This window comes from Citrobacter sp. CK189, from assembly GCF_030333505.1.
Taxonomy (GTDB): Bacteria; Pseudomonadota; Gammaproteobacteria; order Enterobacterales; family Enterobacteriaceae; genus Citrobacter_B; species Citrobacter_B koseri.
On sequence record NZ_JAOWFV010000038.1, the window covers coordinates 945717 to 959989 of the forward strand.

General features: G+C 58.1%; 8 protein-coding genes. 6 read left to right on the forward strand and 2 right to left on the reverse strand.

The features are described from left to right. The first annotated feature begins 1 nt into the window (after position 1). The 5 genes from ntrB to OGV83_RS14410 all read left to right on the forward strand — a co-directional run bounded on the left by ntrB (position 2) and on the right by OGV83_RS14410 (position 9869). On the forward strand, positions 2 to 883 hold the full coding sequence (ntrB, locus tag OGV83_RS14390) for a nitrate ABC transporter permease (protein WP_248622713.1): 882 nt from the start codon (positions 2 to 4) through the stop codon (positions 881 to 883). Between the two features lie 10 nt (positions 884 to 893). Next, positions 894 to 1682 carry an ABC transporter ATP-binding protein gene (locus OGV83_RS14395; protein WP_012132175.1) on the forward strand — a complete coding sequence of 263 codons (789 nt, stop codon included), beginning with the start codon at positions 894 to 896 and terminating at the stop codon, positions 1680 to 1682. A 9-nt stretch (positions 1683 to 1691) separates the two neighbouring features. Further along, the gene (gene nirB, locus OGV83_RS14400; protein ID WP_248622712.1) at positions 1692 to 5759 is read left to right on the forward strand and encodes a nitrite reductase large subunit NirB; all 4068 of its coding nucleotides are present in this window, start codon (positions 1692 to 1694) and stop codon (positions 5757 to 5759) included. Beyond that, a complete protein-coding gene (locus OGV83_RS14405) occupies positions 5756 to 8368 on the forward strand; it encodes a nitrate reductase (RefSeq protein ID WP_286463865.1) in 2613 nt (870 codons plus the stop codon). The genes nirB and OGV83_RS14405 overlap by 4 nt, the downstream gene beginning before the upstream one ends. Before the next feature lie 94 nt (positions 8369 to 8462). After that, entirely contained in the window at positions 8463 to 9869 is a 1407-nt protein-coding gene (locus tag OGV83_RS14410) for a YchO/YchP family invasin (protein ID WP_200073706.1), read from the forward strand. Here the strand turns inward: OGV83_RS14410 and narL are convergent, their stop codons facing one another. Beyond that, on the reverse strand, positions 9870 to 10520 hold the full coding sequence (narL, locus tag OGV83_RS14415; protein ID WP_012132179.1) for a two-component system response regulator NarL: 651 nt from the start codon (positions 10518 to 10520) through the stop codon (positions 9870 to 9872). Next, entirely contained in the window at positions 10513 to 12309 is a 1797-nt protein-coding gene (gene narX / locus OGV83_RS14420) for a nitrate/nitrite two-component system sensor histidine kinase NarX (protein ID WP_049010662.1), read from the reverse strand. Before narX ends, narL begins: the two co-directional genes overlap by 8 nt. 359 nt (positions 12310 to 12668) lie before the next feature. Between narX and OGV83_RS14425 the strand changes: the two genes are divergently transcribed. Further along, positions 12669 to 14060 (forward strand): NarK family nitrate/nitrite MFS transporter, encoded by a 1392-nt coding sequence (locus OGV83_RS14425; protein WP_024130296.1) that lies wholly within the window; start codon positions 12669 to 12671, stop codon positions 14058 to 14060. Positions 14061 to 14273 lie beyond the last annotated feature (213 nt).

Sequence of the window (14273 nt, forward strand, 5' to 3'; positions counted from 1 at the left end):
CATGAAAACAGTACAAAACGCGCAAAGACGCATCCCTGAACCCGCCGCCGGTGAAGTGATTACGCTGCCGCCCGTTACGGTGCGCAGGCGTAATCCGCCGCTGTCGCATCTGATGCGAACGCTGGCGCAGCGGACCGTTCCCGCATTGCTGGGGCTGGCGCTGCTGGTGGTGGGCTGGCAACTGGCGGCCATTAACAGCAAAGGCTTCCCGACGCCGCTCAGCACCCTTGATTCCGCGCTGACGCTGTTTGCCGACCCGTTTTATAACGGTGGGCCTAATGATATGGGGATTGGCTGGAATGTGCTGGCGTCGCTACAGCGCGTGGCGATTGGTTTTGGGCTGGCGGCGCTGGTGGGTATCCCGCTTGGCTTCCTGATCGGCCGGTTCACCTTTTTCTCGCGCATGTTTACCCCGCTGATCGCGCTGCTGCGACCGGTCAGCCCGCTGGCCTGGTTGCCAATTGGCTTGCTGCTGTTTCAGAAAGCGGAACCGGCATCAAGCTGGACCATTTTTATCTGCTCTATCTGGCCGATGGTGATCAACACCGCCGAAGGCGTGCGCCGCATCCCACAGGATTACCTTAATGTTGCCCGTGTCCTGCAACTCCCGGAATGGACGGTGATGCGCCGTATTCTCTTTCCGGCGGTTCTGCCTGCGGTGCTGACCGGCGTGCGCCTGTCTATCGGCATCGCCTGGCTGGTGATTGTGGCGGCGGAAATGCTCACCGGCGGCCTCGGCATTGGCTTTTGGATCTGGAACGAGTGGAACAACCTCAATGTGGAAAACATTCTCATCGCTATCGTCATCATCGGCGTGGTTGGCCTGCTGCTGGAGCTGGGCTTAATGCTGGTGGCGCGTCGTTTTAGCTGGCAGGAAAAATAAGGGGAACATCATGAAACCGTTAATTCAGGTACAGGCCGTCAGTCAGCGTTTTTCTACCGCCAGCGGCGAATTTCTGGCGTTGCAAAACGTCTCTTTCGACATTCATGAAGGTGAAACCGTCAGCCTTATTGGGCATTCCGGCTGCGGGAAATCGACGCTGTTGAATCTGATTGCCGGAATTACGCTCCCTACCGACGGGGGGCTTATTTGCGACAACCGGGAAATCGCCGGGCCGGGGCCGGAAAGGGCGGTGGTCTTTCAGAATCACTCGCTGCTGCCGTGGCTGACCTGCTTCGATAACGTTGCGCTGGCGGTTGATCGGGTCTTTCGCCGCACGATGGGGAAAACAGAGCGTCGGGAATGGATTGAACACAATCTTGAACGGGTGCAAATGGGGCACGCCATGCACAAGCATCCGGGAGAAGTGTCCGGGGGGATGAAGCAGCGCGTCGGCATCGCCCGGGCGCTGGCGATGAAACCCAAAGTGCTGCTGATGGATGAACCGTTTGGCGCGCTGGACGCCCTGACGCGCGCGCATTTGCAGGACACGGTGATGCAAATCCAGCAGTCGCTCAATACCACCATTGTGCTGATTACCCACGATGTGGATGAAGCGGTGCTGCTCTCCGACCGCGTGCTGATGATGACCAACGGCCCGGCGGCGACGGTAGGCGACATTTTGCCCGTCACGCTTCCTCGCCCGCGTAATCGCGTGCAGCTGGCTGACGACAGCCGATACCACCAGTTGCGCCAGCAGATTCTTCACTTCCTCTACGAAAAGCAGCCGAAGGCGGCGTAGGGAGGCGGTATGACGCAGCGACTGGTCATTATCGGCAACGGGATGGCCGCCACCCGTCTGGTGGAGGCGCTGTTGGCGCAGGCGCCGCAGGCCTTCACGATAACCGTGGTGGGGGAAGAACCGCAGCATGCGTATAACCGTATTCAGCTTTCGCCCGTACTGGGCGGCGAAAAGCGCTTTGCGCAGACGCTGCTGCATCCGCCTGAGTGGTATCAGCGCCACGGCGTCACGGTGCTGACGGGGGAAGCCGTCATCGCCGTTGACGCGATAGCGCGTACCGCCACTACCACCGGTCGAACGCTGGCGTGGGATGCGCTGGTGTTTGCCACCGGCTCGGTTCCGTTTATTCCGCCGATCCCCGGCGCTGATTTACCCCATGTGCATGCTTTTCGCACGATTAACGATGTGGACAGCATCCTGCATGGCTGCGGGCCGGTTGCCGTGCTGGGCGGCGGTGTGCTTGGAGTCGAGGCGGCCGCCGCGCTGCGACTAAAAGGTGACAATGTCACGTTAATTCATCGCGGCAATCGGTTCATGGAGCAACAGCTTGATGAGCAGGCCGGGGAACTGCTGGCGGAACACCTTGCCGCACGCGGGATTGACTGCGTGCTGTCGTCCGGTATCGACAGGATTACGCCTGATGACGTCACGTTGACGAACGGTTGCGTGCTGTCTGCAACGCGCGTGGTGATTGCCACTGGCGTAAAACCCAATACGGCGCTGGCGCTGGCAAGCGGGGTGTCCTGTCAGCGTGGAATTGTGGTGGACGGGCAACTGCGCACGGCGGTGGCAGGGATCAGCGCGATAGGCGAGTGCTGTGAAATCGACGGCCAGACCTGGGGGCTGGTCGCGCCCTGTCTGGCGCACGCGGAGGTGCTGGCGGCCCGCCTGGCGGGAATCCCCGGCGCTGATTTTCACTGGCAGGACAGCGGTACGCGTTTGAAGGTGACGGGCATCGATCTGTTCAGCGCCGGGGAGGTAAACGCTACGGCAGGTGATGACCTGCTGCGCACATTTGACCCGCTGAGCGGCCATTACCGTCGTCTGCTGATCCGCAATGGACGGTTACAGGGGGTGCTGCTGATGGGCGATTGCCGTAGCGCCGCGCCGTTGACTGATTTGCTGGCGCAGGCTGCGTCGGCGAATCCTGACTGGTTATTCGACAGATTCGATACGCAGCCTGCGGCTGCAGGACAGGTGACTATGACAAAACCCACGTTGGCTGTTGTTGGACACGGTATGGTTGGCCACCATTTTCTTGAGCAATGCGTTAGCCGCAATCTGCATCTTGACTATCAGATTGTGGTCTTTGGCGAAGAGCGTTATGCCGCCTATGACCGCGTTCATCTGTCGGAGTATTTTGCCGGGCGCAGCGCAGAATCGCTCTCGCTGGTGGAAGGCGATTTTTTTGCCCGCCACGGTATTGAGCTGCGGTTGTCGCAATGCGTCACGGCGATCGATCGGGATGCCCGCGTTATTCGCACCGCCAGCGGACATGAAACGCACTGGGATAAACTGGTGCTGGCAACCGGATCATATCCCTTTGTTCCGCCGGTGAAAGGCGGTGATTCGGCGGCGTGTTTCGTCTATCGCACGCTGGACGATCTGGATGCAATTGCCGCGAAGGCAAAACACTCTCGCCGTGGGGTGGTGATTGGCGGCGGGCTGTTGGGGCTGGAGGCGGCGAACGCCTTGCGGCAATTAGGGCTGGAGACGCATGTTGTCGAGTTCGCGCCATCGTTAATGGCGGTTCAGCTTGATAACGCTGGCGCGGCGATGCTGCGCGAAAAAATCGAGGCGCTGGGCGTGAGCGTGCATACCTCAAAATCCACTGCGGAAATTGACTCCACCCTGCAAGGGTTACAGTTGGTGTTTACGGATGGTGAACGTCTGGAGACGGATATGGTGGTGTTTTCTGCCGGTATTCGCCCGCAGGATGCGCTGGCGCGCGGCGCCGGACTTCGTATCGGAGAACGCGGCGGGGTGTGTATTGATAACCACTGTCTGACCTCTGACGCGGATGTTTTGGCCATCGGTGAATGTGCGCTCTGGGACGGCAGGGTGTTCGGGCTGGTTGCGCCGGGCTACCAGATGGCGCGCGTGGCGGCAGCGCAGTTGGCCGGTGAAGATGCGGCGTTCAGCGGGGCGGATATGAGCACCAAACTCAAATTACTGGGGGTGGATGTGGCCTCGTTCGGCGATGCGCAGGGGCGCACGCCAGGCGCGCAAAGCTACCAGTGGACGCATGGCCCGGAGCAAATCTACAAAAAAATTGTGGTCAGCGCGGACGGCAAGACGCTGCTGGGCGGCGTGCTGGTGGGTGATGCGGCGGATTACGCCACGTTATTGCAAATGATGCTTAACGGTATGGCGCTGCCCGGACAGCCGGAATCGCTGATTTTACCTGCTTTAGCGGGCAGCGCGCCGAAAGCGTTGGGCGTTGCGGCATTACCGGACAGCGCGCAAATATGCTCTTGTCATAACGTCAGCAAGGCAGATATTTGCCAGGCGGTCAGCGCGGGCGCAACGGAGATGGGCGCAATCAAGCAGTGCACCAAAGCGGCAACCGGCTGCGGTGGGTGCAGCGCGCTGGTGAAACAGGTGATGGAGTTCCAGCTGGCGGCACAGGGCGTGGAGGTTAAAAAGGATATCTGCGAACACTTCGCGTACTCGCGACAGGAGATTTACCACCTGGTGCGGGTGAACCGCATCCACACCTTTGAGCAGCTGATTAGCCGCTATGGTCGCGGGTATGGTTGTGAGATTTGCAAACCGCTGGTGGGCTCGGTGCTGGCCTCCTGCTGGAATGAGTATCTGCTAAAACCTGCGCATCTGCCGTTGCAGGACACCAACGATCGTTACTTTGCCAATATCCAGAAAGACGGTTCGTATTCCGTCGTACCGCGCATGGCGGCAGGCGAGGTGACGCCGGATGGGCTGATCGCCATTGGTGAAATCGCCAAACGTTATCAGCTCTACAGCAAAATTACCGGCGGGCAGCGTATCGATTTATTTGGCGCGCGCCTCGAACAACTGCCGGATATCTGGCGCGATCTGGTTGCCGCCGGTTTTGAAACTGGGCACGCCTACGGGAAGTCGTTGCGCACGGTGAAATCCTGCGTCGGATCAACCTGGTGTCGCTATGGCGTTCAGGATTCAACCGGTCTGGCCGTTACGCTGGAGAACCGCTACAAGGGACTGCGCGCCCCGCACAAAATCAAAATGGCGGTCTCCGGCTGTACCCGCGAGTGTGCCGAAGCGCAGGGGAAAGACGTTGGCGTGATCGCCACCGATAAAGGCTGGAACCTGTATGTCTGCGGAAACGGCGGTATGAAGCCGCGTCATGCGGATCTGTTCGCCAGCGATCTGGATGACGCCACGCTGATTAAATTCGTGGATCGCTTCCTGATGTTCTATATCCGTACCGCCGATCGCCTGCAACGCACCAGCACCTGGATGGATAATCTTGAAGGGGGCATCGACTATCTGCGTGAGGTGGTTATACACGACAGTCTGGGTATCGGCGACGAGCTTGAACAGGAGATGGCGCGGATTGTGGAAACATACCAGTGTGAATGGCAAACCACGCTGAACGATCCGCAGCGTCTGGCGCTGTTCCGCTCTAGCGTGAACGGCGACGAACCGGATGAAGCCGTAGCGCGCCAGATGCTACGTGGACAGCCGCAGCTGGCGAAACCGGCGACGCCAGCGAGAACCATCCTGCCGACAAAACCCTGGCAGGAGGTTTGTCAGCTGGAGGAGATCCCCGAGCAGGCGGGCATTGGCGCCCGTTTAGGCAACCTGCAAATTGCGCTGTTTCGCTTTGGTCAGACGATTTACGCCCTTGATAACCATGAACCCGGCAGCGACGCAAACGTGCTTTCCCGGGGAATTCTGGGGGATGCCGGCGGTGAACCCGTTGTCATTTCACCGCTCTACAAACAGCGTATTCGCCTGCGCGATGGTCGGCAGTATGACAGCGGTGAGCCCGTTGTGCGCGCCTGGCCGGTGAAAGTCGAAGCAGGCAAGGTATGGGTAGGGAATCAGGCGCTACTGCTGCGTGCGGAGGCGTCATGAATGAAACCCGGACAACGTGCCCTTACTGCGGCGTCGGCTGTGGGGTGATCGCCCGCGTCAGCGAACAGGGCGTCACGGTTCAGGGCGATCCCGATCACCCGGCCAATTTTGGGCGACTGTGTGTGAAAGGCGCCGCGCTGGGGGAAACCACCGGACTGAGCGGGCGGTTATTACACCCGCAGGTTAACGGTGAAACGGTAAGCTGGCAGCAGGCGCTGAACACGGCGGGCGAGCGCCTGCGCAGCATCATCGCGCAATATGGCCCAACGTCGGTGGCTTTCTACGCCTCGGGGCAACTGCTGACAGAAGACTACTATGCGGCGAATAAATTGATGAAGGGATTTATCGGTGCGGCTAATATCGATACCAATTCGCGCCTGTGCATGTCGTCAGCCGTTACGGGCTACAAACGCGCGTTTGGCGCGGATGTGGTGCCATGCAGCTACGAAGATATAGAGCGCAGCGATCTGGTGATTCTGGTCGGCTCGAACGCGGCGTGGACGCATCCGGTGCTCTATCAGCGCCTGGTGCAGGCGCGAAAAGAGAACCCGTCTATGAAAGTGGTGGTGATTGATCCCCGGCGCACCGCCACCTGTGATATTGCGGATATGCACCTGGCTCTGACGCCCGGCAGCGATGGCGGGCTGTTTGTCGGGCTGCTGCACGCTATCGCGACAAGCGGCGAATATGACGTCGATTTTGATGATGCGCAGGCGGCGTTTGCCCGCGCCAGCCGCTGGCCTGTTGAGCGAGTCGCGCAATTTTGTGGTCTGGAACCCGCGGAAATCCGCCGGTTTTATGATGGTTTTCTGACCGCGCCGCGCGCAATCACCCTTTACACGATGGGGATTAACCAGTCCGCCAGCGGTAGTGATAAATGTAACGCGATCATTAATGTACACCTTGCCAGCGGTAAATACGGGCGGGAAGGCTGCGGGCCCTTTTCGCTGACCGGACAGCCAAATGCGATGGGAGGGCGTGAAGTCGGCGGGCTGGCGACACAGCTGGCGGCACACATGAATTTTGAGCCACAGGATCTGTCGCGGGTTGCCCGTTTCTGGGGCACGGAGCGGCTGGCGCAGACGCCGGGGTTGATGGCGGTGGATCTGTTCGACGCTATCGCGCGCGGCGAGGTGAAGGCGGTGTGGATCATGGGCACGAATCCGGCGGTATCGCTGCCGGACACTCATGCCGTCTGTCAGGCGCTGTCTGCCTGCCCGTTGGTCATTGTCTCGGAGGTGGTAGCCGATACCGATACCAGTCGACTGGCGCATATCCGGTTTCCGGCGTTGGCCTGGGGGGAGAAAAACGGCACCGTCACCAACTCTGAACGGCGCATCTCGCGTCAGCGCGCATTTTTAACCGCCCCCGGCGAGGCCAGAGCAGACTGGTGGATTGTCGCGCAGATGGCGAAACAACTCGGCTTTGGCGAGGCATTCGCCTGGCAGGATGCGTGGGATGTCTTTCGGGAGCACGCTGCGCTGTCGGGGTTTGAGAATGACGGCGACCGCGCGTTTGATATTGGCGCGCTGGCGGATCTGAACCGCGCGGCGTGGGATGAAATGGCGCCTGTCCGCTGGCCGGTCAGCCGTCACCACGGAGCGCTGGACCTGGCTCACGGCTGGCATCGCAATAAGCGTCTGCGGCTGGTGCCCGTTGAACCGGAGGGCATGAGAACGCGCTGTGACGCGCTCTATCCGCTTATTTTAAACAGTGGCCGCCTGCGCGATCAGTGGCACACCATGACCCGAACCGGAACGGTGGTTCGGCTTATGCAGCACATTAGCGAACCGATTGTTGAGGTTTCACCGTCCGATGCCGCCCGTTTTCACCTGGTGGATGGCGCATTTGGCCGTATCAGCTCCTCGCGTGGGGTAATGGTCGCCAGAGTGGTGATTCAGGCCGGCTTGCGGGAAGGGACGGCGTTTACGCCGATGCACTGGAATAATCGCTTTGCCCGTCAGGGAAGGGTGAATGCGCTGGTCGCGCCCGTCTGCGATCCTCAATCAGGGCAGCCGGAGAGTAAACAAACTGCGGTGCGCATCACGCCGTGGCAGCCGCGCTGGCAGGGGGAACTGTTCATCCGCGAAGAGATAACCTTTCCTCCTTTTGTTCACTGGTGGCGTAAAGCGGCGGAAGGCGTGGCGCGTTTCACTCTCGCAAGCGATCGTGACGATCGCGACTGGTTGCTGGCGATGTGCCGCGAACAGCGCTGGCAATTGCAGACCGCGCAGACGCCGCAAGGGCTGAACATTCTGGCCTGGCAGGCGGGGCAATTAATGCTGGGGTTCTGGTCAGATGCGATAAAACCCGAAACAGACGATGCGGCGGTGATTGCTGCGTTCCGCCATCCGCCGGAAAACGCCCCTGAACGGCATGGCCTGTTGAGCGGCAAACCAGGCGGCGGGATGCCCGACCAGGGACGCATTATCTGTAGCTGCTTTAGCGTGGGGGAGTGTGCTATTCAGCAGGCTATCGCACAAGGGTGCGACTCCGTTCAGGCGCTGGGCAAAACATTACGCTGCGGCACCAACTGCGGCTCATGCGTACCGGAGCTGAAAGCGCTGCTGGCGCAAACGGCATCCGCCGGAAGCCTGGGATTCTCCTGAAAATGCGATAAAGGGCTGCAAAACGCGGATGGAAACGTTATGGTTTTAGTTAAGTGTGAGATTTCATTCGTTTAATGTAAAAGCAGCTGACAATTTGAGCCGTATTGTTTATCGCCCTCTTTCCCTTTGCATACTCTTGCTGCTGGCAGGCGGTACTGCCAGCGCGCAATCCTCGTTTATTCAACAGGCGGAAAATCCCTTCGATAACAACCAGGATGGTTTACCTGATTTGGGCATGACGCCTGAGTCACACGAAGGTGAAAAACAGTTTGCTGAGATGGTGAAAGCCTTTGGCGAAGCGAGCATGACCGACAATGGGCTGGATACCGGCGAGCAGGCGCGTCAGTTTGCGTTTGGCCAGGTGCGGGACGCCGTGAGTGAACAGGTGAATCATCAACTGGAGTCCTGGCTTTCGCCCTGGGGGAATGCGAGTGTCGATCTCAGGATTGATAACGAAGGGAGCTTTACCGGCAGTCGTGGGGGCTGGTTTATTCCCTGGCAGGACAACACGCGGTATCTGACCTGGAGTCAACTCGGGCTGACTCAGCAGGACGATGGCCTGGTCAGTAATGTCGGCATCGGCCAACGCTGGGCGCGTGACGGCTGGCTGTTAGGGTACAACACTTTTTATGACAACCTGCTGGATGAAAATCTGCAACGGGCGGGATTTGGCGCGGAAGCGTGGGGCGAATACCTGCGATTATCCGCCAATTACTACCAGCCTTTCGCTTCCTGGCATGAACAGACCACTGCCTTAGAGCAGCGTATGGCGCGCGGCTACGATGTTACCGCGCAGATGCGCATGCCGTTTTATCAACACCTCAACACCAGCGTCAGCGTGGAACAGTATTTCGGCGAACGGGTGGATCTGTTTGACTCAGGCACGGGATACCATAATCCGGTAGCGGTAAAACTGGGGCTTAATTACACGCCGGTGCCGCTGGTGACGGTAACGGCGCAACATAAACAGGGCGAGAGCGGGGTGAGCCAGAATAATCTGGGGTTGAACCTGAACTACCGTTTTGGCGTGCCGCTGAACAAACAGCTGTCGGCCAGCGAGGTGGCGGAGAGTCAGTCGTTGCGCGGCAGTCGCTATGATAACCCGCAGCGCAATAATCTCCCGACGATGGAGTACCGTCAGCGTAAAACGCTCACTGTTTTTCTGGCGACGCCGCCGTGGGATCTCCAGCCTGGCGAGACGGTGCCGCTGAAGGTGCAGATTCGCAGTCGGTATGGCGTTCGTCATGTAACATGGCAGGGCGATACGCAGGCGCTGAGTCTGACGGCAGGAGCGAAGGCGGACAGCGCAGAGGGCTGGACCATTATCATGCCGGCCTGGGACAGCAGCGAAGGGGCGACAAATCGCTGGCGGCTGTCGGTCGTTGTTGAAGATGAGCAGGGCCAGCGTGTCTCCTCCAATGAGATCACGCTATCACTGACTGAACCGTTTATGGCGATGCCCGATAACGATCCGCGCTGGAAGCTGCTCCCGGAGGAGTAATCAGAAGATGCGTTCCTGATGCACCCATACCGCCGCTTCGACGCGTGACTTCAGCTTCATCTTCTTCAGCATATGTTTCACATGCACTTTGACCGTACTCTCGGTGATATCCAGGCGGCGGGCGATCATTTTATTCGGCAGCCCCTGGGCGATCAGCTTCAGGATATCTCGTTCGCGCGGCGTCAGTTGGGTCACGTCGCGGTCAGAGGTCGCGCGGTTTGCCCGCAGGCTGGCGGCCAGAACCGGCGTTAACGCTTCGCTCAGCACCATTTCGCCAGCGGCCGCTTGCTGTAAGGCTTTCAGCAGATCTTCCGGCTCCATATCTTTTAACAGATAGCCGTCTGCGCCGCGCTTCAGCGCCGTCACCACGTCTTCTTCATGATTGGACACGCTGAATACCACGATACGGCCTGACAGTGATTTCTCACGCAGCTTATCCAGGGTTTCCAGACCGTTCATGCCCGGCATGTTCAGATCCAGCAGGATCAGATCGGGATCAAGAGACTCTGCCAGCTCAATACCCTGCTCGCCATTACTGGCTTCGCCGATCACGCTAATATCGGGCGCCATGCTGACAAGCTGTTTAACACCGGTCCGTAACATCGGATGATCGTCGATCAGCAGGATGGTAGCCGGTTCCTGATTACTCATGGGTATCTCCTTGGACTTCTGTGAAGTTTGTTTCGGGAATAAAGGTGACAGCAACTTCCGTACCGCCCGTCTCACGACGGCGTACACGACAATCGCCACGCAGGCTCTGCGCGCGGTCACGCATAATAATCATGCCATAATGGTTACTGCGCTCGGCGTTTTCCGGTACGCCGCAGCCGTTGTCTTTTACTGTCAGTTTGACCTGATTGCCATTTTGCACCACGGCGACGGCCACCTCATCGGCATGGGAATGCTTGAGGGCGTTACTTAACGCTTCGCGGGCAATTTGCAACAGGTGGATAGCCTGATGCGACGGCACCCGTCGCGGCGGGAGCTGATAATCCAGCTTCACCGTAAAACCAAATCGGGCGCTATATTCCTGACAGCTCGCCTCCAGCGCAGGCCGCAGGCCGGGTTCGGTCAACTGTAACCGGAAGGTGGTCAACAGTTCACGTAGCTGTACCCAGGAGGTATTCAGTTCGTTGCGGATCTGGCTGAGCAACTCGCGGCTGCTTTCCGGCAACGTCGCGCCCTGCATTTGCAGACAGCTGACCTGCATCTTCATGCAGGAGAGCGATTGTGCAATAGAATCATGAAGTTCGCGGGCAATGGTGGCACGCTCTTCCATCACAATCAACTGTTGCTGGCGTTCCTGATTTCTGTCCAGCGCCAGCGTAGCGGTCAATTGCTCGACCAGCGTATCAATCATCTGCTGCTGATCGTGACTCAGATGGCGCCCGTGCGGCAGCGTCGCCAGCAGAATGCCGTATTGCGTATGGGCATCGGTAAGTCGCCATTTCAGCGTGGTGCCGCCGTTGATCGCGGGCAGCGCGCCGCGCGGGCAGAGGTGGCACCCTTTGTCATCACAACTGCTGTCGGACTGGCAGGTGAACTCCTGATGATTATCTTCATCTTCCAGGTCATAAACCCGCAGTTCAATATCGTGCAGCAGCGTCAGGTTTTGCAGGCCGTTCAGCACCGGGGAGAGGCGCTCGCACAGCGGCACCTGGGAATGCAGGCGGCGGTTGGCCTGCCACAGGAATGAGAGGATCTGGTTTTTATGCTCCAGCCCGGCCGTCTTTTCCTGCACGCGTTGTTCCAGTACGGCGTAACTTTCGGCCAGCTCTTCCGACATGTTGTTGAGCGCTGAGCCTAACATCGCCATCTCATTGCGCCCGCTGATATGCGCCCGCTGGGTGAAGTCGCGCTGGCTGACGGCTCGCGCCATCGAAAGCAGTTGTTTCCACGGTTGCAGCAGGCGCGCCCGTAGCCAGATGATCGTAAAGACGAACAGCAGCGCCATAAAGATGGCCATTAATCGATGCACCATCACCACGCGCTCAATGCGCAGCTCGGTCGTGTGATCAAAGGCGGTGACTAACCGATCCAGACCGGTGACAAAACGCATAACATCGCCGGCAACGGCGTTTCTGTCCTGCGCGCGTTGCAGCCCTGGCGCCAGTTCCGTATGCCAGTAGTCCTGTAGTGCGCGAAGCTGCTCTTGTTGCCCGTCGCGTTCCGCAGCGCGGGTCAGTTCAGGGCTGAACGCCGTCTGTTTCATCTCATCCAGCAGCTTTTGGTCGTGGGCGCTCAGCGGCACTGCTGCCAGCAGGCGATAGCTCTGCATACGCAGCGAACCGGCCTTGTTGATCGCATGGGCGCTGCCTTGTACGCCCTGAACCAGCCAGCCAGAGATAGCCATGCCCGCCACACCGATAGCGGTGGACAGGAGAACAATAAGCGCCAGTTGGTTGACCAGCGTGAGTGGAGAGAGACAACGTTTAAACATGTAGACTTCTTCCTTCAGGCTTCCTGCTCAGGAAACCTTAATGAATGACGATTCTGCCGGGATGCTCACCGAGGGGCGTTTCGACAGTGACGTTATTCTCAGCCATACCCTGGAGTATACCCATACCTATAACGAGTTACCTCTTAATTGCTGGTGGTGGGAGGGGATCGCGAAGCCGGGGGGTAGGGTTATACAGCACCGTGAAAAACCACATCTTTTTTGTCGACAAAGCCTACTCACTAAGGGGCATGATAATTTTTAGCCGCGAATAATGACGGCTTTTCCTTTGATTTATATCAACTTACCCCCGGCTGTAAACCCTAATGTGGCAGACATCGAATCGAGTAACAGAGGTGTCTATGAGTCACTCATCTGCCCCCGAAAGGGCATCTGGAGCTGTAATCACAGAATGGCGGCCGGAAGATCCCGCTTTCTGGGAACAGCGTGGTCATCGTGTTGCCAGCCGCAACCTGTGGATTTCCGTCCCCTGTTTGCTGCTGGCGTTTTGTGTATGGATGTTATTCAGCGCCGTCGCGGTGAATTTACCGAAGGTCGGTTTTAACTTCACCACCGATCAGCTGTTCATGCTGACCGCCTTGCCGTCTGTTTCTGGCGCATTACTGCGTGTGCCGTACTCCTTTATGGTTCCTCTGTTTGGCGGCCGCCGCTGGACGGCGTTCAGCACCGGGATTCTGGTCATTCCTTGCGTATGGTTAGGTTTTGCCGTGCAGGACACCTCCACGCCGTTTAGCACCTTTATTCTGATTTCTCTGCTGTGCGGTTTTGCCGGCGCGAACTTTGCCTCCAGCATGGCTAACATCAGCTTCTTCTTTCCAAAACAGAAACAGGGCGGTGCGCTGGGTCTGAACGGCGGTTTAGGCAACATGGGCGTGAGCGTTATGCAGCTGGTCGCGCCGTTGGTGGTCTCGTTGTCTGTCTTTGCCGTATTTGGCAGTCACGGTGTGGAACAGCCGGACGGTTCGCAGCTGTATCTGGCGAACGCCGCCTGGATTTGGGTGCCGTTCCTGGCCATTTTCACCCTGGCCGCCTGGTTCGGTATGAATGAGCTGGCGACCTCGAAGGCTTCGCTGAAAGATCAGTTGCCGGTACTTAAACGTGGGCACCTGTGGATGATGAGCCTGCTGTATCTGGCGACGTTCGGTTCATTCATCGGCTTCTCCGCCGGGTTTGCGATGCTGTCTAAAACACAGTTCCCGGAAGTACAGATCCTGCATTATGCCTTCTTCGGCCCGTTAATCGGCGCGCTGGCCCGTTCTGCGGGCGGGGCAATTTCCGACCGTCTGGGCGGAACGCGGGTGACGCTGGTTAACTTTGTGCTGATGGCGATTTTCAGCGCCTTACTGTTCCTGACCTTGCCTTCTAACGGCCAGGGCGGCAGCTTTATCGCCTTCTTCGTTGTCTTCCTGGCGTTGTTCCTGACTGCCGGGCTGGGCAGTGGGTCTACTTTCCAGATGATCTCCGTTATTTTCCGTAAGCTGACGATGGACAGGGTTAAAGCGGAAGGGGGTTCTGAAGAGAAAGCGCTGCGTGAAGCCGCGACCGATACCGCAGCCGCATTGGGCTTTATCTCTGCGATTGGCGCAATCGGCGGTTTCTTTATTCCGAAAGCATTCGGGACATCTCTGGCATTAACCGGCTCACCGGTCGATGCGATGAAAGTGTTCCTGATTTTCTATATCGCCTGCGTAGTCATCACCTGGGCGGTATACGGACGTCATTCTAAAAAATAAAAAAGTAATTGTTTGATTATCCATTGCGCGGCGTTAGACCGCGCTTTTTTTGGCCTGTTTTTAGTTACAACATACTTATTTATAAATAAACAGCGCTGGTTTGTCAGAACAGCGTTCATTTATGCCTTGCAGGGGGCATACCCCTTAATACCCACTTATAAAGAATTTAACATTTACATAATGTATTAATTTAAAAATATTCATATTAATCAG